Origin of the sequence: Agrobacterium larrymoorei (assembly GCF_005145045.1) — a bacterium.
In the GTDB taxonomy this organism is placed as follows: domain Bacteria; phylum Pseudomonadota; class Alphaproteobacteria; order Rhizobiales; family Rhizobiaceae; genus Agrobacterium; species Agrobacterium larrymoorei.
Genome location: NZ_CP039691.1, coordinates 1,790,027 through 1,808,088, shown reverse-complemented (window position 1 = coordinate 1,808,088; position 18,062 = coordinate 1,790,027). Strand labels below are relative to the sequence as shown.

14 protein-coding genes and 1 riboswitch are annotated in these 18,062 nt (G+C 57.9%); of the genes, 8 read left to right on the top strand and 6 right to left on the bottom strand.

The window, feature by feature from the left end; translation table 11 throughout:
* Nucleotides 1-9 precede the first annotated feature (9 nt).
* On the top strand, nucleotides 10-663 hold the full coding sequence (locus CFBP5473_RS08595) for a hypothetical protein (protein ID WP_027673085.1): 654 nt from the start codon (nucleotides 10-12) through the stop codon (nucleotides 661-663).
* A 6-nt stretch (nucleotides 664-669) separates the two neighbouring features.
* On the opposite strand, the gene sthA is transcribed toward CFBP5473_RS08595, so the two are convergent.
* The 3 genes from sthA to CFBP5473_RS08580 form a co-directional block, all read right to left on the bottom strand.
* Nucleotides 670-2,088, bottom strand: coding sequence for a Si-specific NAD(P)(+) transhydrogenase (sthA, locus tag CFBP5473_RS08590; RefSeq protein ID WP_027673086.1), 1,419 nt, complete (start codon nucleotides 2,086-2,088; stop codon nucleotides 670-672).
* 258 nt (nucleotides 2,089-2,346) lie between these two features.
* A complete protein-coding gene (locus CFBP5473_RS08585) occupies nucleotides 2,347-2,868 on the bottom strand; it encodes a DUF1003 domain-containing protein (RefSeq protein ID WP_027673087.1) in 522 nt (173 codons plus the stop codon).
* 81 nt (nucleotides 2,869-2,949) lie between these two features.
* Nucleotides 2,950-4,845 (bottom strand): LTA synthase family protein, encoded by a 1,896-nt coding sequence (locus CFBP5473_RS08580; protein WP_051441120.1) that lies wholly within the window; start codon nucleotides 4,843-4,845, stop codon nucleotides 2,950-2,952.
* 284 nt (nucleotides 4,846-5,129) lie between these two features.
* Here CFBP5473_RS08580 and CFBP5473_RS08575 point away from each other — a divergent pair, with 284 nt between their 5' ends.
* The 3 genes from CFBP5473_RS08575 (at nucleotide 5,130) to bluB (ending at nucleotide 8,679) form a co-directional block, all read left to right on the top strand.
* Nucleotides 5,130-6,809, top strand: coding sequence for an NAD+ synthase (locus CFBP5473_RS08575; protein ID WP_027673089.1), 1,680 nt, complete (start codon nucleotides 5,130-5,132; stop codon nucleotides 6,807-6,809).
* A gap of 36 nt (nucleotides 6,810-6,845) precedes the next feature.
* Nucleotides 6,846-7,676, top strand: a complete 831-nt coding sequence (locus CFBP5473_RS08570) for a TolB family protein (RefSeq protein ID WP_027673090.1) — start codon at nucleotides 6,846-6,848, stop codon at nucleotides 7,674-7,676.
* Nucleotides 7,677-7,708: 32 nt separating this feature from the next.
* Nucleotides 7,709-7,888: riboswitch (cobalamin riboswitch) on the top strand.
* 110 nt (nucleotides 7,889-7,998) lie between these two features.
* On the top strand, nucleotides 7,999-8,679 hold the full coding sequence (bluB, locus tag CFBP5473_RS08565) for a 5,6-dimethylbenzimidazole synthase (protein ID WP_027673091.1): 681 nt from the start codon (nucleotides 7,999-8,001) through the stop codon (nucleotides 8,677-8,679).
* A gap of 1 nt (nucleotide 8,680) precedes the next feature.
* Here the strand turns inward: bluB and CFBP5473_RS08560 are convergent, their stop codons facing one another.
* Nucleotides 8,681-9,805, bottom strand: a complete 1,125-nt coding sequence (locus CFBP5473_RS08560) for a DUF2865 domain-containing protein (RefSeq protein ID WP_027673092.1) — start codon at nucleotides 9,803-9,805, stop codon at nucleotides 8,681-8,683.
* A gap of 181 nt (nucleotides 9,806-9,986) precedes the next feature.
* Nucleotides 9,987-12,302 carry an NADP-dependent malic enzyme gene (locus CFBP5473_RS08555; RefSeq protein ID WP_027673093.1) on the bottom strand — a complete coding sequence of 772 codons (2,316 nt, stop codon included), beginning with the start codon at nucleotides 12,300-12,302 and terminating at the stop codon, nucleotides 9,987-9,989.
* Nucleotides 12,303-12,533: 231 nt separating this feature from the next.
* Here CFBP5473_RS08555 and CFBP5473_RS08550 point away from each other — a divergent pair, with 231 nt between their 5' ends.
* Nucleotides 12,534-13,364 carry a UDP-2,3-diacylglucosamine diphosphatase gene (locus CFBP5473_RS08550; protein ID WP_027673094.1) on the top strand — a complete coding sequence of 277 codons (831 nt, stop codon included), beginning with the start codon at nucleotides 12,534-12,536 and terminating at the stop codon, nucleotides 13,362-13,364.
* Nucleotides 13,365-13,542: 178 nt separating this feature from the next.
* Here the strand turns inward: CFBP5473_RS08550 and dgcA are convergent, their stop codons facing one another.
* Nucleotides 13,543-14,526, bottom strand: coding sequence for an N-acetyl-D-Glu racemase DgcA (gene dgcA / locus CFBP5473_RS08545; protein WP_027673095.1), 984 nt, complete (start codon nucleotides 14,524-14,526; stop codon nucleotides 13,543-13,545).
* 145 nt (nucleotides 14,527-14,671) lie between these two features.
* Here dgcA and CFBP5473_RS08540 point away from each other — a divergent pair, with 145 nt between their 5' ends.
* Genes CFBP5473_RS08540 through CFBP5473_RS08530 form a run of 3 tightly spaced genes read left to right on the top strand, consistent with a single transcriptional unit; the run spans nucleotide 14,672 to nucleotide 18,055 of the window.
* Nucleotides 14,672-15,832: an ABC transporter permease gene (locus CFBP5473_RS08540; RefSeq protein ID WP_027673096.1), complete on the top strand. Its 1,161-nt coding sequence runs from the start codon at nucleotides 14,672-14,674 to the stop codon at nucleotides 15,830-15,832.
* A gap of 10 nt (nucleotides 15,833-15,842) precedes the next feature.
* Nucleotides 15,843-16,682, top strand: coding sequence for an ABC transporter ATP-binding protein (locus CFBP5473_RS08535; protein ID WP_027673097.1), 840 nt, complete (start codon nucleotides 15,843-15,845; stop codon nucleotides 16,680-16,682).
* A 2-nt stretch (nucleotides 16,683-16,684) separates the two neighbouring features.
* A complete protein-coding gene (locus CFBP5473_RS08530) occupies nucleotides 16,685-18,055 on the top strand; it encodes an MCE family protein (protein WP_027673098.1) in 1,371 nt (456 codons plus the stop codon).
* Nucleotides 18,056-18,062 lie beyond the last annotated feature (7 nt).

Below are 18,062 nucleotides of genomic sequence, written 5' to 3'. Positions count from 1 at the left end.
GGAAATGACATGCTTATTAGAACTCTCGGTGCGCTTGTTGCCGCCGTCCTCATTCTGTTTTTGCCGGTTCAGGTGAAGGCGCAGGAGCGGGGGCTGATCTGGGCTCCGGCGAAGAATTCCGACCGTTCCTATTCTGCGAGGATCGGTGCGAAGCTGCCGATTGAGACGCCGCTGCGGGCGGGGCTTGAGATGGGGATGAACGCTTCCGAAGGCGGGGCGCTGGTGGATACGCCGGTCAAGCTGTGGGGCAACATGACGTTGCTCTCCACCAATCTGCCGGGCGTCAAGATCGCGGGTGATATCGGCGTGCTGATGAACGCGATTACCGGTTCCAGCGCTTGGACGATGACGACATCGCAGAAACGCATCGCAACGCCTGATTTCGATATCGAGGCGAACCGCAATATGACGCTGCGCTATGATGGCACGGCGCAGCAGTGGAGCGGGCTAGATGTTTCGCAGTCCCTGCGGTTGACGCGGTCCGCGACCAGCACGGCGTTTATTCTAACGGGTGCCAGCCGTGATACATTCGACGAGTTCAGCTCAAGCGTGGCCCTCGAGCAGAAACTTGGCGAGAACCTGACCGTGACGGGCAGCTTCAATCAGGGCTATGAAGATCGCTTCCGGCCGTCGGTCAACGCCAGATATAATATCAGATGGTAAAGCGGCTCATTCAGCCGCTTCCTGTCTGCTCTTGATGTCGCCCATGCGGTTCCAGGCGTCGAGGCCAGCAATCTTGTAAGCCTCGGCGAGCGTGGGGTAGTTGAAGGTATTTTCAACGAAATACTCCACCGTGCCCTTCAGGTTCAGCACCGCCTGACCGATATGCACCAGTTCCGTCGCACCTTCGCCGACAATGTGGACGCCCAGCAGGCGGCGCGTTTTCAGCGAGAAGATCAGCTTCAGCAGACCGCTGTCGAGGCCCATGATATGGCCGCGCGATGTTTCGCGGAAACGCGCGATGCCGCATTCATAGGGAATGCCGCGTTCCTTCATTTCCTCTTCTGTTAGGCCGCAGGTGGAAATTTCCGGGACGGCATAGATGCCGTAAGGAAAATATTTCTGCGGCTCCATGCCGATTGCGCCAACGGCGACACGCGCCGCGATACGCCCCTGTTCCATGGAGGTAGAGGCAAGGCTTGGAAAACCAATGACATCACCTGCTGCGAAAATGCCCGGAACCGATGTCTCGAAGGTTTCAGGATTTACGGAGAGGCGACCACGGCTGTCTGCTTCCAAGCCCGCTGCGGCAAGATTCAGTGTATCCGTCGCGCCCATGCGGCCAGCGGCAAACATCACCATTTCGGTTACGATGGTGCGGCCATTGTCGAGCGTGATGGACACCTTGCCCTCTGGCGTGCGCTCGACTTTCTCCGCCTTCTGGCCAAGCAGAAGCTTCATGTTGCGGTCGCGCAGCTGGTAGGTGAAGTCTTCGACGATTTCCTTGTCGATGAAGTCCAGCATTGTCGGCTTGGGGTCGATGAGCGTGACGGCTGTATCCAGCGCGCTGAAGATCGTCGCATATTCTATGCCGATGACGCCTGCGCCGATGACGACCATGGAGCGCGGCAGCTTCTGGATTTCGAGCAACTCGTCGCTATCGATCACCGTCTTGCCATCGAAAGGCATGTAGTCCGGGCGGAAGGGGCGCGTGCCGACGGCAAGCAGAATGCTCTTGCCGACAACATGAATGATTTCCCCGTCATCCTTGGTAATGGATAGCGTATCCGGCGTAATGAAGCTGGCCTTGCCGCGAATGTGTTGCACGCGGTTGCGGGCGAACTGATGCTCCAGCACTTCCACTTCGTGGTTGAGGGTGATCAGCAAACGGCGGCGCAGGTCTTCCGCGCTGATTTCCTGCTTTACCCGGTAGGAGCGACCATAAAAGCCGCGCTCGCGCCAGCCGGAAAGATTGAGCGCGGTTTCGCGCATGGTCTTGGACGGGATGGTGCCGGTGTGAACCGAGACGCCGCCGACACGACTGCCTTTTTCAATAACCAGAACCGTCTTGTCCAGCTTTGCAGCCTGAATTGCGGCGCGTCTGCCTGCGGGGCCACTGCCGACAACGATGAGATCATACTGGTTCATGGAAAAAGCCTCTGAACTGAATTGCAATTGTGCACCGAACCACAAATGGTCTGGTTGGCTGCCTTTGCTACGAAAAGCGTGATGCCCTCGTGATGCGGAATTGATTCCCGCATTCGCACCATCCATCGCGACAGCGACCTAGAGTGCAATGCAACAAATGCCTGCGTCAATCTGTAGCGAAGAATTCTGACGGATTCGTAACCAGCACAGGAAAAGCCGCAAAATGACTACCGCTTATTTGCGGCGTGCATCGCTTTTCTATTCAGACCGGTGATGAAGCCTGGCTATCTCCTGTCGCAAAGCAGCAAGTTCGGCCAGAACCTTGACGTCTATCTTTTCGTGCAGCGATAAAACTTCCAGTTCCGACTTCAGATTGACCTCATAATCTTTCTCCGCTTCGAACCTGTCACGCGCGGCCTGACGGTTCTGGGACATCATGATGATGGGCGCCTGGATGGCGGCGAGCATGGAGAGGATGAGGTTGAGGAAGACGAATGGGTAGGGGTCGAAGGCATTCGTCGTCAGAACGATGGTATTGATGACGGCCCAGACCAGCAGGAAGAGCATGAATCCGATGATGAAGCCCCAGGAGCCACCGATGCGGGCGATGCTATCCGCCAGCCTCTCGCCTACGCTGGCATGTTTGGAAAATGCGGCATTGGTATCCGTGGAGATCAACTGCCTCTGATGGGCGACGTGCAGAATTTTCTTTTCGATTTCGCCAATGTCTCTGGATGAGCGCTTGAAGTGGGACACGATGTAATCGGGAATGGCAGACATGACTTATCTCCGGCGTCGCATAAGCGGAGATAAGCGCACGATACCGCCAAGTTCAAATGAATTCGGCGGTATCGCATTTCTTCAACTGGATGGTTCGCCCTCATGCAGCCAGCTGAAGCCGGGGAAGAAGCGTTCCTTGCCGAACTGGCTACCGAACATCATGTCGAATTGCAGTTGGCGATACTCCGAAAGCGTTGTCGGCAAAGCCGCAGGAGAGATGGACCAGTCCGGCACGGCGGAGCCATCGCGTTCCATCAGCATATGGCGGTCTATGACGGAGAAGGATTTCTGCACGTTGCCGAGCACGCCCGTATAGAAGGGGTCATCGAAGCCTGCGGTTTTCAGCACATGGTAGGGCAGAAGCGCAGGGCTGATGGTGCCGATTCGGTTCTGCAACCCCGTTCTGGACGACCAGACGACGAGCGGCGTTTCATGCTCCTGCTTCATCGTCGTCAGCGGCGCGCGGCGCGTTGCGACCATGCCCGGCATATAGCCGCTTTCGACATAGGTTGCCCCAAGCGGCGGCAGGTGATCGCCAAAGAGAACGATCACGGTTTCCCGCTCGCGGTTCTTTGCCCAGTCGATCAGGCGGGCGAAACTCTCATCCGCCTCGGTCACGCCTTGCGCGTAAGTTGCCAGCGCATCGCGGGCATGATCGGAAAGGTCGCCGCGGACTGAGATGCTGTTTTCTGTGTAGCGGTTCGGCTCATAGGGTCCGTGTCCCTGCAGGGTGACGGCAAAGAGGAACTGCGGCTTTTCCGCTGCATCCACCGTCTGGATGATTTCGTTGGTCAGCGACGCATCCGAGGCGAAGGTGCCGCGCTTTTCCATGGGCGGCATGTTTTCTTCCGAGCGGAATTCCTCGAAGCCGAAATGCTTATAGACTTCCTTGCGATTCCAGAACCACTCCTGAAACGGATGCATGGCAATGGCGGAGTAACCTTCGCCACGAAAGAATGTGGCCAAGGAAGGTACCGGTCTGCGGATATATTGCTGATAGGGGATGCTGCCATAGGGCAGGAAAGCATTGCTGAAACCGGTTAGCGCTTCGAATTCCACATTGGCCGTCATGCCGCCGAACTCCGGCGAAAAAACGTGGCCGGACTGCTTGCTGCGGATCGTAGGCATCGGATCACGCGACAGGGAGACAGTCTTGAGGCGCGTTGGATCCCACAGCGACTCGCTCATGATCATGATCACATCCGGCAGTTTGCTGTGGTTCACGGCATAGGCCGATCCATCGGATGAGATGTCCGTGATGGCGTTCTCGCCGTAACCTTCCGGCGCGCTTACGTTTGCCATCGGAATGTTGAAGGCAAAGGCCATGATGAAGCCGTTGTGGCGATAATTTTCCTTCTGATCCCACATCATCGGAATGATGTTCAGCCGGTCCCTGACCCAGGAATAATGCGAATATTCCATCAGCGAACCGAGACCCGCCAGCAGCGGAACCGCCAGCGCCACCCGCCACACGCGCGAGCCCGTGGACATGATCGGCGCATGCTGGCGGCAGAAACGCCACAGCCAAACAGCGCCAACAGTTGCCGCAACGAGAACCAGCGAAAGCAGCAGGGCCGTGAAGGGCTGCGCCTTCAACATGGCCGGAAGCAGCTGGATGATCTGGCGGCCGAACAGCAGATCGGACGGATAAAGCGGATCCGACAGATAAAGCTGCTTCTGGCTGGAGATGAATGCAGGCATTATCAACAGCGGAACGGCAAGCAGAAGCGACTGATAATAACGCCCGAAGAGCGCATCGAGCGCCATCAGCCCCAGCACGAGGGCGGCGATGGTCGTCAGGCCCGGACGGGTGGGCGAGGTCAGGAAAGCGCCGACATCATGCAGCGTGCCGCGCGCAATCCATTCCATGCAGACGATGAGCAGTATGGCGGCCAGAGTGAGGTTGACGAAGGGATAAAGATCATTCGCAAGCTGGTTGGGGGACCATGTCCACGGTTTTGAAAGGACGAGCTTCATCCTTTCGGCAACCGTTGTTTTGGGCACCGAATTCGTCACTGTATTACTCCGGCAGTCTGGGAACGGGCGGTGAATCGCCTGTCATGAATGTGTCATCTAACTGTCACATAAGCGCGGTGAACGCGACATGAACTAGGCAAAATTCACAAGCCTTCACGATAACCATCGCGTGAGCGGCATAATCGCCATTGGCTTGTTCGAAATTTTCTTGACTAGACGTTGTTTCAGAACAGTTTTTGTCCTGCGCGTTGCGCAGCGTGGCGCGGCGCTATAATGAGGAAGGCATGAGCACAGCAGACACCATTCCCCAGATCTTGCGGATTGCCATTGGGCAATTCAACCCAACCGTTGGCGATGTTGCAGGCAACCTTGCCAAGGCGCGAGAGGCGAGAGCGGACGCGGCATCTCAGGGTGCCGATCTGCTTCTTCTGACCGAACTTTTCATCTCCGGCTACCCGCCGGAAGATCTGGTTCTGAAACCCGCTTTCCTCAAATCCTGCCTGAAAGCGGTCGAGGATCTGGCCGCCGACACGGTGGATGGCGGGCCGGGCGTAATCATCGGGTTCCCGCGACAGGGAGAGGTGGGGCGTCACAACTCGGTGGCTTTGCTGGATGGCGGCAAGATCATCGCGCTGCGCGATAAGGTGGATCTGCCAAATTACGGCGAGTTCGATGAGAAGCGTGTTTTCAGCGAAGGCTCCATCTCAGGCCCCTATAATTTCAGGGGTGTTCGCATCGGTATTCCGATCTGCGAAGAAATCTGGAACGATCTCGGCGTGTGCGAGACGCTTGCCGAAGCCGGTGCCGAAATGCTGCTGGTGCCGAATGGTTCGCCCTACTATCGCGGCAAGGTCGATGTTCGCCATCAGGTAGCTCTGCGTCAGGTGATCGAAAGCGGACTGCCACTGATTTTCGCAAACCAGCTTGGCGGGCAGGATGAGCTCGTCTTCGATGGCGCAAGCTTCGGCTTCAATGCGGACAAGACATTGGCTTTCCAGATGAGCCAGTTCGAACCGACGCTGGCCGTGACCGACTGGAAACGCACAGAGCGCGGATGGCACTGCGCGCAAGGCCCGGTTTCGCACATACCGGAAGGGGAAGAGGCCGATTATCGCGCCTGCGTTCTGGGTTTCCGCGATTACGTCAACAAAAACGGCTTCAAGAGCGTTGTGCTCGGTCTTTCCGGCGGTATCGATTCGGCCATCTGCGCTGCGATTGCGGTGGATGCGCTGGGCGAGGAGCGTGTGCGCTGCATCATGCTGCCGTATCGCTATACTTCGGAGGAATCGCTGAAAGACGCGGCAGATTGCGCCAAGGCGCTGGGTTGCCGCTACGATATCGTGCCGATTGCCGAACCCGTGGACGGTTTCATGTCAGCGCTGGCCGATCTGTTCGAGGGGACGGAAGAAGGCATCACCGAGGAAAATCTTCAGAGCCGCGCGCGCGGCACGATCCTCATGGCCGTTTCCAACAAGTTCGGCTCCATGGTGGTTACGACCGGCAACAAGTCCGAGATGTCGGTAGGTTACGCCACGCTTTATGGCGACATGAATGGCGGCTTCAATCCGATCAAAGACCTCTACAAGATGCAGGTCTACGCCATTTCCAGATGGCGCAACGCGCATGTGCCGCCGGATACTTTGGGACCTTCCGGTGAGGTCATTCCCGAAAACATCCTCTCCAAGGCACCTTCGGCAGAACTGCGTCCGAACCAGACCGACCAGGATTCGCTACCGCCTTATCCGGTGCTGGACGATATTCTGGAATGCCTCGTGGAGCAGGAAATGTCGGTGGATGAGATCGTTGCCCGCGGCCACGATGTCGCGACGGTCCACCGTATCGAGCATCTGCTTTATCTTGCGGAATACAAGCGCCGCCAGTCCGCGCCGGGCGTGAAGATCACCAAGAAGAATTTCGGTCGCGACCGGCGCTACCCGATCACCAATCGCTTCCGCGACAGGTGATCGCGGGTATTCGACTGGCGTGTGCAGGGAGGAAGAATGCGCAGTTCCATCGAGATCTATGACATCCGCACGCGCCAGAACCGGGTCGTTTGGCAAACGAGTGCACTGTTCGAAGCGCCCAATTGGTCGCCGGATGGGCGATATCTGTTGTTGAACAGCGGTGGCCTGCTTTATCGGCTGTCGCTGGATGGAGACACGAAAGCCGAGAAAGTCGATACCGGCTTTGCGACCGAGTGCAACAATGATCACGGTATTTCGCCGGATGGTTCGCTCTATGCGATTTCGGATAAGGTTGAGTTCGGCAAAAGCGCGATTTATCTTCTGCCGTCGTCCGGCGGCGCTCCACGATTGATGACGAAAAACCTGCCATCCTATTGGCATGGCTGGGCGCCGGATGGCAAAAGCTTTGCCTATTGCGGTATCCGCGATCAGGTTTTCGATATCTACGCCATGGATGTCGAGACCGGCACCGAGACGCTGCTCACGCATGGCGAAGGCCGGAATGACGGGCCGGATTATTCGCCGGATGGCGCGTGGATCTATTTCAATTCCAGCCGCACGGGGCAGATGCAGATTTGGCGGGTCAGGCCGGACGGCTCCGACGTAGAGCGGATCACCGACAGTGCGTATGGTGACTGGTTTCCTCATCCGTCTCCGAAAGGAGACAAGGTGGTCTTCATTTCCTATGACAGCGACGTTTTCGATCACCCTCGCGATCTCGATGTGCGTGTGCGGTTGATGGACCCGGATGGGAGCAATGTTGAAACGCTGTTCGATCTGTTCGGCGGGCAGGGCACGATGAATTCTCCCAACTGGTCACCGTATGGTGATGAGTTTGCTTATGTCCGGTATTTCCCTGCCGAATGATGCAGCGGCGCTTGCGCCATTGCGTAAATTTCCCCATAGCTTCCCCGTCAGGTGCCTGCTTCTAGCGGGAGAATCGGGAATGCGGTGAGAGACCGCGACGTGCCCAACGCTGTGAGGCGGATGCCTGTTGCCATGAGCCACTGAGTTTTCGGGAAGGCGGCAGCGGGCAGATGAAGCCAAGTCAGAAGACCGGCCTGACGAGATAGACCGACCCGCGTGGACGGCGGAAGGTTTTGAGAAATGCTGTTTGCCTGGTGCTCTTACGAGGCATGGCAAGGAGCTTTCTCGGCATTGTTGGGGATTGACGATGCGGTCTGATGCTATGCGGCACAAGCTGGTGCCGGTTTGTGAATTTTCCGATGACGACAAGGCTGCGGTTTACCACGCCATCGAGACGCGACGCGATGTAAGGGACCAGTTTTTGCCCGATCCTTTGCCGGATGTGTTGGTTCGCAGGCTGCTCGAAGCTGCGCACGCAGCACCCTCGGTTGGCTTCATGCAGCCGTGGAATTTCACACTGGTCAGCGATGCGGCAACGAAAGAGGAGGTCTGGCGTGCCTTCTCTCGTGCCAATGACGAGGCCAGCGCCATGTTTTCCGATGAAAAACAGGCGCTTTATCGAAGCCTGAAGCTGGAAGGCATTCGCAAGGCGCCGCTGTCGATTTGCGTGACCTGTGATCCCACGCGCGGTGGTGACGTGGTGCTGGGGCGAACCCATAATCCGCGCATGGATGTTTATTCCACCGTCTGTGCCGTGCAAAATCTTTGGCTCGCCGCGCGGGCGGAGGGCATCGGCGTGGGCTGGGTCAGCATTTTTCACGATGCGGATATTCGCAGAATACTCGGCATTCCGCAGCACATCGAAATCGTTGCATGGCTTTGCATCGGGCGCGTCGAGCAGCTTTATGCCGAGCCGGAGCTGGCGGTAAAAGGCTGGCGACAGCGTCTGCCGCTGGACGAGCTGCTTTTCAATGGTCGCTGGGGCGAAACAGGGTGTCGCTAGATTACTGCGCCTGATCCTGCTGCGGCTGCGTGCCTTTCAAAGCCGGATTCTTAAGATCGATCCGGCTGGTCTCTTCAGGCAGGAATTGCGGCCCGACAACGCGGACGTGGCTGCTCTTCGGGTCGTATTCCCGGTCAGGCACCGGCTCCGCCTTGGCTTCCGTCTTCGTTTCCGGCGGCTTGGAAGCCTTGTCACCTTGCGGTGATGGAATTTGCGTGATGCCGGAATAGGGCGTGGATTGCGGTGCGCTGGCCTGCTGTTCCTGCGTCTTCATTTCATCATGGTAAGCGGCCATGTTGCAGCTGCATGAGGAGGACCGGTTGGTGGCAGAGCCATTGCGATAGGCGAAAGCCGTCGGCATGGACGTGTAGGGCTTGCCGGTTTTTGCCGAAACCATGTCCGAACTCTCCTGTCCCTCCATGGCGTGGTAGAAGAGTTCCGTTTCGGTACCCGGACACATGCGCGCGCATTGCGCTGCCTGCGCGCGGAAATCCAGCGGTGTGGCATTGGAAGAAATCGGGAAGAAAGCGCCGTCGCAGGTTCGCACGCACAGCGTTCTCAAACCGCCCTGCATCGGCATATCCGGTGTCGGTGAATAATCGCCCCGTTCTTCTGGTCTCGGGTCGTTGAATGGGTCGGTGTAGCCGCGCGTTTCCGGGTTTCGATAAGGATCGGCGGATGCATAATCCGGGGAGCCTTCATCGAAGCAGCCTTCGGCATCCAGCGCCGCCATGATCCTTTCCCGGTGATCGTCCGACTGGTTGTTGCGCTGCATGGCCAGCATCCGGTCACGGTCTTCGGCGATCATGTCACGCTCTGCCTCGGCCTGCGCCAGTGCATCACCGATTTCGCCGCAGAGCTGCGCATTGGGATTGCCGTAAACGACGATACTGCCTGAGGAGCAGCCATAGCGGCGAAGATCGTTCTTGATCCGGCGCACGATGATATTCTGCTGCGTAAGCGCACTGGCGAACTGGCGAACCTGCGCCGTGTTGCCGATGACGGTGCTGGGCTGGCGAAGCTCGGCCCGGAGGGAATCGCAAATATTGTTGGCCTGCGCGGAAATCGGCGCAGCCAGAAGAACAGCGATTATCGAACCGATCATTAGGCTGCGGCGCGGGGTCAATGGTCCGATCCGTTTCTGCAAGCCTGCCACATGCGGCTCTATCCTCTGAGTGAACATTAATCACAAACGCGAATGGCGTTTATAAGTTCAGGATAGCATAGGGCCGTGCCGCATTGCGGCAACAGCCAGTTCAAAATTGCGTTAATCCGAAATTACGCAAGCGCCGAACACGGCGATGGGCTTATTCGGAAGGCTGGGACGCCTGCACCACGGCCAGCGCCGCCATGTTGACCACGCCACGCGAGGTGACGGTGGGCGACAGGATGTGCGCGGGCAGAGCCGTACCGAGCAGGATCGGGCCGACATGCAGACCTTCCGTCATGGTGCGAACGACGCCGAGCGAGATATTGGCCGCATCGAGGTTCGGGAAGACCAGAAGGTTGGCTTCACCAGACAGCGCGCTGTTCGGCATGGCGCGCTTGCGCAGAATTTCCGACAGCGCAGAACCACCCTGCATTTCACCATCGATTTCGAGTTCCGGCGCGGCATTACGCACGATTTGAAGCGCCCGGCGCATCTTGCGAGCGCTTTCGGAATCGCGCGAGCCGAAATTCGAATGGCTGGCCAGCGCAATCTTCGGCGTGATGCCGAAGCGCTTGATTTCCTTGGCAGCAAGGATCGCCATTTCGGCAACTTCTTCCGAGGTCGGCTCGTAATTGACGAATGTATCGGTCAGGAACAGCGCGCCGCGCTGCGTGATGAGCAGGCTGAGGCCCGCAAACGACTGCGAGCCTTCGCGCTTGCCGATGATCTGGTTTACATCGCGCAGGTGGCGGTCGAAACGTCCTTCCAGACCGCAGATCAGCGCATCCGCTTCTCCGCGCTTGACGGAAAGCGCACCGATGACGGTGGTGTTGGTACGAACGATTGTACGGGCGGCTTCCGGGTTGATACCGGCACGGCCAACCAGCGCGAAGTAATCGTCCACATATTCACGGTAACGCGGATCGTCTTCCGGGTTCACCACGGCAAAATCCGTATGCGGGCGAATGCGCAGGCCGAAGCGCTTCAGGCGCGTTTCGATGATCTGCGGACGACCGATGAGGATCGGGATGCCGGTGCCTTCTTCCAGCAGAACCTGTGCTGCGCGCAGCACGCGCTCGTCTTCGCCTTCTGCAAAGATGATCCGCTTCTTTTCAGCCGTCTTCGCCATGTTGAAGATCGGCTTCATGATGAAGCCGGAGCGCCAGACGAAGCGGTTCAGCTGGTCGAGATAGGCATCGAAATCCGTGATCGGACGCGCGGCCACACCGCTTGCCGCAGCAGCACGGGCAACGGCTGGCGCGATGCGCAGAATGAGGCGCGGATCGAAGGGCGAGGGGATGAGGTAATTCGGGCCGAAGACCGGGGTATCGCCGCTATAGGCTCTGGCCGCGACTTCGGACACTTCTTCGCGCGCCAGTTCCGCAATCGCCTGAACGGCAGCCATCTTCATTTCTTCGTTGATGCTGGTTGCGCCGCAATCCAGCGCACCGCGGAAGATATAAGGGAAGCAGAGAACGTTGTTCACCTGGTTCGGGAAGTCCGAACGACCGGTGCAGATCATCGCATCCGGGCGGGCGGCGCGGGCCACTTCCGGCATGATCTCAGGCGTTGGGTTGGCAAGCGCCAGAATGAGCGGCTTTTCGGCCATCTGCGCCAGAAGCTCAGGCTTCAGAACGCCAGCGGCGGACAGGCCAAGGAAAACATCTGCGCCATCGATGGATTCGGCAAGCGTGCGCTTGTCCGTCTTCTGCGCGTAGATTTCCTTCCACTCGTCCATCAGCGTATTGCGGCCATCATAGACGAGGCCTTCAATATCATGGACCCAGATGTTCTCGCGCTTTGCGCCCATTTCCACCAGCAAGTTAAGGCAGGCGAGGGCAGCTGCACCGGCACCGGAGGTAACGATCTTGACGCTGGAAAGCGATTTTCCGGCAAGCTCCAGCGCGTTGGTAACGGCAGCGGCAACGATGATGGCTGTGCCGTGCTGATCGTCATGGAACACCGGAATGTTCATCTTTTCGCGTAGCTGGCGCTCCACCTCGAAACATTCGGGCGCCTTGATATCTTCAAGGTTGATGCCGCCGAAGGTTGGTTCGAGCGCGGAAATGGTGGACACCATATCATTGATGCCGGGGGCGTCGATTTCGATGTCAAAGACATCGATACCGGCGAATTTCTTGAAGAGAACGGCCTTGCCTTCCATTACCGGCTTGGAAGCGAGTGGGCCGATATTGCCGAGACCGAGAACGGCGGTACCGTTAGAAATGACCGCGACGAGGTTGGCGCGCGCCGTATATTCGGCGGCTGTCTCCGGGTTTTCGTGGATCGCGAGGCAAGGAGCTGCGACGCCGGGTGAATAGGCAAGCGCCAGATCGCGCTGGTTTCCGAGCGGCTTGGAGGCCTGGATTTCGAGCTTACCGGGGCGCGGATAGCGGTGATAGAAAAGCGCCTGTTCTTCCAGATCCGCATTGGCGTTTTTGTTTTGTGGATTGCCCTTGTCCTGAGAACTCATCTTATCACCGCTTTATTTCAAGTTTCTTCGAGGCCTTTGCATACAACAAACGGCCAAGGCGTACAGCCGTTTATTTCGCTCTCGCCATGCAAAAGCGGTACATTCGCTATACCGGAAAAACGAAGCTTGCGTCACCGAAAAGGCGCTTTGTCATCTTGCTGAAACACGAGTCTGGTTTTGCAAGCAGTGAAAAGTTTCTAAACGCCTTTCTTGAGACGAGGGGACGAATCCATGGCCGGGCAAATCGAAACCAAACACTTCAGAACCCTGTTCATCTCCGATGTGCATCTTGGCTCCAAGGCGGCCAAGACGGATTTCCTGCTGGATTTCCTCAAGCATCACGAAGCGGACACCATCATTCTCGTTGGCGATATCATCGATGGCTGGCGCCTGCGCCGCAGCTGGTACTGGCCGCAGGGCTGCAATGATGTGGTGCAGAAGCTTTTGCGCAAGGCGCGCAAGGGCACTCGTATCGTCTATATACCAGGCAATCACGACGAATTCCTTCGGGAATTCCCCGGCACGCATTTCGGCGGCATCGAAGTGGCCGAGCGGATGATCCATGAAGCGGCTGACGGCAAGAAATACCTGGTGCTGCATGGCGATGAATTCGATGTCGTTGTCCGTAATGCCCGTCTTCTCGCCTATCTGGGGGATTGGGCCTATGATGCAGCGATCGCCATCAATGTCGCCATCGCCGCCGTGCGCCGCCGCATCGGCCTGCCTTACTGGTCGTTCTCGGCCTGGGCCAAGCTTCAGGTGAAGCACGCGGTCAACTTCATCGGCGAGTTCCAGCGCGTGGTGGCCGACGAAGCCCGTCGCAACAAGGTCGATGGTGTCATATGCGGCCACATCCACCATGCGGTGATGGAGGATATCGACGGCATCCGCTACATCAACACGGGTGACTGGGTTGAAAGCTGCACGGCCATCGTTGAAAACATGGACGGCAGCTTCGAACTGATCACTTGGATGCAGACGAGCGAGCCTGTGGAAGAGCCGACTGTTCGTCAGCTGGAGCCGGTGGCGTTTCCGAAGTTGATTGGTTCTGAGGCGGCTTAACGGGCTTTTCTGCTTTTTTCCGTCATTCTGGCCTTGAGCCGGAATCCAGCCGATGCGAGTCTGCGAGTCGAAATGGCTCGTCCCGGTACTCGCGAAAATACAAGAGTCCTTTCGCCTTGCGGACGCAAGGCGGCTGGATCCCGCATCAAGTGCGGGATGACGGGGGATGGAAGGTCAGTCACCCCCACAGCCCCCGCTCCGGCGGACGCACCCACGATCCGTCATAAACCAGCCCCGGCTCCCGATCTCTCGCCAGCAACAGCGGACCGTCCAGATCTGCAAAAGTCGCATCTTGCGCCAGCAGAACGGCAGGCGCCATTGCGAGCGACGTGCCGAGCATGCAGCCCACCATGATCGTATAACCTAGGCGTTCCGCTTCGGCTTTCATGATGAGCGCTTCCGTCAATCCGCCTGTTTTGTCGAGCTTGATGTTGATGGCGTCGTAGCGGTCTCGCAGCGATGCGAGGTCGGCGGTGAGGTGGACGCTTTCATCTGCGCAGATGGGGACGGGCCTCTTTATCTTAGCAAGCACGCCGTCCTTACCGGCGGGCAGGGGCTGCTCGATCAGCGCAACGCCCAGCTCCGCTGCAATAGCCAGATGATGCTCTATATTGTCGTCGCTCCAGCCTTCATTGGCATCCACGATGATCTTTGCCTCTGGAGCAGCCGCGCGAAGGGCCCTCAGCCTTGCCTCGTCATCCTCCGTCCCGGTCTTGATCTTGAGCAATGGGCGATGCGCGTTTTCTGCCGCTTTTGCGGCCATCGTCTGCGCATCGCCAAGCGAGATTGTGTAGGCGGTGAGGATCGGTTTGGATGACGCTGAAAGAAAAACAGACGCGGCACGGTTTCCCGATAGCTTTGCTTCCAGATCCCACAGAGCGCAATCCACGGCATTGCGTGCGGCGCCCGGTTTCATCAACTGTTGCAGTTGCGATCTGTCCAGACCGTTTGCAATGGCATCGGCGGCTGCTGTGATATCGGCGATAACGCCCTCGATGGTTTCGCCGTAGCGCGCATAAGGCACGCATTCGCCTGTGCCCTTCACGTCGCCTTCAGAGATGCTGCACGTTACCACATGAATTTCCGTGCGGCTTCCGCGCGAAATGGTGAAGCTGCCTGCAACTGGAAAGGTTTCTGTTGTGGCTTCGAGGTAACGGCGCATCAAAATTGCCTTTTAGTTGGGGGTAAATAAGTGGAACTGGCGATATTTCTATCCATTTTGTGTGGACCGCTGTGGCTTGCTGGTCCGGCAAACGATATGAATCGTTAAGAGAATCTTTCAGTAAGCTGCATTCGCTTGGAGCAAGATGCAAGAACAGGAACTACGGCAACAGGCGCAATCGGCGGCTATCTCGGCGGATGACAACGCAGAGCGTGGCGGTGCGCGCTATGTTTTGAGCGGTTCCTGGCGCAATGCAAACATCTCTTCCGTTCTGCCGGATATCGAAAAACTGGAAAAGGCCGGAACATCGGGCCCGATTACCATAGACCTGTCCAGCGTCGATAATATCGACACGACCGGCGCATGGATTCTTCATCGCCTGCGCAGCAGCCTTGAGAAAAACGGTGCCGAGGTTCGGTTCGAGGGCAATGAGCGCGTGGAAGGGATTGTCACCTCGCTTCCACAGGAAGCGCCACTGCCGCCCAAGGACTCACATAAAAAGGGCATATTGCAGACCATTTTCGAGCCAGTCGGCCGGAATGTGGTGCAGGCAGGCGCGGATTTTCTCGCGGGCATGTATATTCTGGGTTCCGCCGTGCGCGGCGCGCAGATGAAGCTGGGGCGCGGGCGCGGTGTTTCACCTGCTGCCATCGTCAATCAGATCGACCATATGGGCGTGCGCGCTGTTCCTATCATCATGCTGATGTCGTTCCTGATCGGCGCGATCATTGCCCAGCAGGGCGCTTTCCAGCTGCGGTATTTCGGCGCTGAAGTTTTCGTGGTCGATCTTGTCGGCATTCTTCAGCTGCGCGAAATCGGTGTGCTTCTGACGGCAATCATGATTGCAGGTCGTTCGGGCAGCGCGATCACGGCTGAAATCGGGTCCATGAAGATGCGCGAGGAAATCGATGCGCTGAAGGTCATCGGTCTTAATCCTGTTGGCGTTCTGGTGTTTCCGCGTCTCGTGGCGCTGACCATCGCGCTGCCGCTGCTGACGATCATCGCGAACTTTGCTGCTCTTCTGGGCGCCGCCGTCGTGTCGCTGCTCTATTCCGGCATCACTTTCGAGGTGTTCCTCTCGCGCCTGCACGCAGCTGTCGAAAGCTCCACCATTGCTTCGGGCATGATCAAGGCGCCGTTCATGGCGTTGATCATCGGTATCGTGGCTGCGGTGGAGGGCATGAAGGTTGGTGGTAGCGCGGAGTCTCTCGGCCAGCACGTCACCTCGTCGGTGGTCAAATCGATCTTCGTCGTGATCCTCGTGGATGGCGTTTTCGCCATCTTCTATGCAGCCATCGATTTTTAAGGAGAAGGCTGTGGAGCAACAGGAAGCCGTCAGAGAGAAAGAGAACAGCAACAAGGACCGCGAAGTGGTTCTAGCCGTAGAAGGCGTGACAGTTGCCTTTGGCGATAAGGTCGTTCTCGATAATCTCGATCTGGACGTCTATCGCGGCGAGATTCTCGGCTTCATCGGTCCGTCCGGCGCCGGAAAATCGGTTTTGATGCGCTCCGTCTTGCGGCTTCTGCCGCGCCAGGGCGGTACGATCAAGATCCTTGGGGTCGATTACGATAAGGCCTCCGAAGAGGAGCGCATGGCGCTGGATACGCGCCTTGGCGTTCTCTTCCAGCAGGGTGCATTGTTCTCCGGCCTAACAGTCAAAGAAAATATCCAGCTGCCGATGCGCGAATATCTCGATTTGCCGCAGAAGCTGATGGACGAGCTTGCGGCACTGAAAATCGAAATGGTTGGCCTGAAGCCGGATGCGGGCGACAAGTTCCCCTCCGAGCTTTCCGGCGGCATGATCAAGCGCGCGGCACTGGCGCGCGCGCTGGCGCTCGATCCGGACCTTGTCTTTCTCGATGAGCCGACATCCGGTCTCGATCCGATTGGTGCTGCAGAATTTGATATGCTGATCGCGCGCCTGCGTGATTCGATGGGTCTGACCGTCTACATGGTGACCCACGATCTCGACAGCCTGTTTTCGGTCTGCGACCGCATTGCCGTTCTGGGCAACAAGAAGGTCGCAGTAGAAGGTACGCTCGAGGATATGTTCGAAAACGACGATCCTTGGGTTCAATCATATTTCCGCGGAAAGCGGGCTCGCGCCGTCGTCCTACCGGATGGCACGCAACACATTCCGGGGAGTAACGGATAGGCATGGAAACCAAGGCAAATTACACCATTGTCGGAATTTTCACGCTGATCGTGGTCGCGGCTGCATTCGGCTTCGTTTACTGGATGGCGGAATTTGGTCGCGGCGGGCCAACGGCGCAGTTGACGATCCGTATTCCGGGCTCGGCAAACGGTCTTTCGGTCGGCTCGCCGGTGCGCTTCAACGGCATTCCCGTTGGCACGGTGCGCGGGCTTTCCATCGACCGCGACGACCCGGCTTACTCTATCGCCTTCACTGAAGTTCAGGCGGATGCACCGGTTTTCCCCTCCACGCGCGCGGTTCTTGAAATTCAGGGCCTGACAGGCGCGGCCTATATCGAGCTTTCCGGCGGTCGCAGCAATGAAGAGCGCATTCTTCAGAAGTCGTTCGAAACCGGCGTTCCGGCGGAACTGACCGCAGATCTTTCGAGCGTGACGAACCTTCTCGCCACTGCCGACAAGATTTTGAAACGTGCCGATGGCGCGATTGGCGAGCTTCAGGGCTTTGTCGAGGATGCGCGCGGACCGCTCACGCAGACGGTTCGCAATGCCGAAAAATTCTCCAACGCGCTTGCGGCGAATTCCGATGGGATTCAGAATTTCATCGAAAGCCTGAGCTCGCTTTCCACCACCGTCCAATCGGTCTCCGTGCGTCTGGATAGCACGCTGACTGCGGTGGAAGATCTGGTCAAGGCAGTGGATTCGCAGAAAATCGACTCCATTCTGACCAATGTCGACAAGGTCACGTCCGATGTTGCAGCTTCTTCCAGCGGCATTCAGGACGTGATGGAGACCGTGCAGCGCACCTCGCGCAACTTCGAGCAGGCAAGCGCCGAGGTCCAAGTCGTCGTCAAGCGCGCCGACGAACTGCTGGCGTCGGTCGATGCCGCCAAGGTTGGCAATGTGGTGGAAGATGTTTCTGCTGCGACGGCAGATGCCCGTCAGGCAATCTCGACCTTCCGCCAAATCGCGGATGATGTGGGTACGCGTCGCCCGGATATCGATCAGGCCATCGCCGATTTCACCGACATGTCCCGCAAGCTGAATGCCGCATCCAGCCGCGTGGATGGAATTCTGGCGAAAGTTGACGGCATGCTTGGAACCGATGACGCCAATTCGCTTTTTGCCAAGGCGCGTGAGACGCTCGCTTCGTTCAAGGCGGTCGCCGACAATCTCAACGCACGCATCGGTCCGATTGCCGACAATCTGGCGAAGTTCTCAAGCTCGGGCCTGAAGGATTTCCAGGCGCTGATCGGCAGCACGCGTCAGACCGTGGACAATCTGAACAATACGATCACGAATTTCGACCGCGATCCGCAGCGTCTGATTTTCGGGGGCGAAAACGTAAAACAATATGACGGCCGGACACGGCGTTGATGGGGGA

What these genes read in the sequence shown, in the direction of transcription:
- CFBP5473_RS08595 (WP_027673085.1), top strand. Translation starts at nt 10, where the DNA reads ATGCTTATTAGAACTCTCGGTGCGCTTGTTGCCGCCGTCCTCATTCTG.
- sthA (WP_027673086.1), bottom strand. Translation starts at nt 2,088, where the DNA reads ATGAACCAGTATGATCTCATCGTTGTCGGCAGTGGCCCCGCAGGCAGA.
- CFBP5473_RS08585 (WP_027673087.1), bottom strand. Translation starts at nt 2,868, where the DNA reads ATGTCTGCCATTCCCGATTACATCGTGTCCCACTTCAAGCGCTCATCC.
- CFBP5473_RS08580 (WP_051441120.1), bottom strand. Translation starts at nt 4,845, where the DNA reads ATGAAGCTCGTCCTTTCAAAACCGTGGACATGGTCCCCCAACCAGCTT.
- CFBP5473_RS08575 (WP_027673089.1), top strand. Translation starts at nt 5,130, where the DNA reads ATGAGCACAGCAGACACCATTCCCCAGATCTTGCGGATTGCCATTGGG.
- CFBP5473_RS08570 (WP_027673090.1), top strand. Translation starts at nt 6,846, where the DNA reads ATGCGCAGTTCCATCGAGATCTATGACATCCGCACGCGCCAGAACCGG.
- bluB (WP_027673091.1), top strand. Translation starts at nt 7,999, where the DNA reads ATGCGGCACAAGCTGGTGCCGGTTTGTGAATTTTCCGATGACGACAAG.
- CFBP5473_RS08555 (WP_027673093.1), bottom strand. Translation starts at nt 12,302, where the DNA reads ATGAGTTCTCAGGACAAGGGCAATCCACAAAACAAAAACGCCAATGCG.
- CFBP5473_RS08550 (WP_027673094.1), top strand. Translation starts at nt 12,534, where the DNA reads ATGGCCGGGCAAATCGAAACCAAACACTTCAGAACCCTGTTCATCTCC.
- dgcA (WP_027673095.1), bottom strand. Translation starts at nt 14,526, where the DNA reads ATGCGCCGTTACCTCGAAGCCACAACAGAAACCTTTCCAGTTGCAGGC.
- CFBP5473_RS08540 (WP_027673096.1), top strand. Translation starts at nt 14,672, where the DNA reads ATGCAAGAACAGGAACTACGGCAACAGGCGCAATCGGCGGCTATCTCG.
- CFBP5473_RS08530 (WP_027673098.1), top strand. Translation starts at nt 16,685, where the DNA reads ATGGAAACCAAGGCAAATTACACCATTGTCGGAATTTTCACGCTGATC.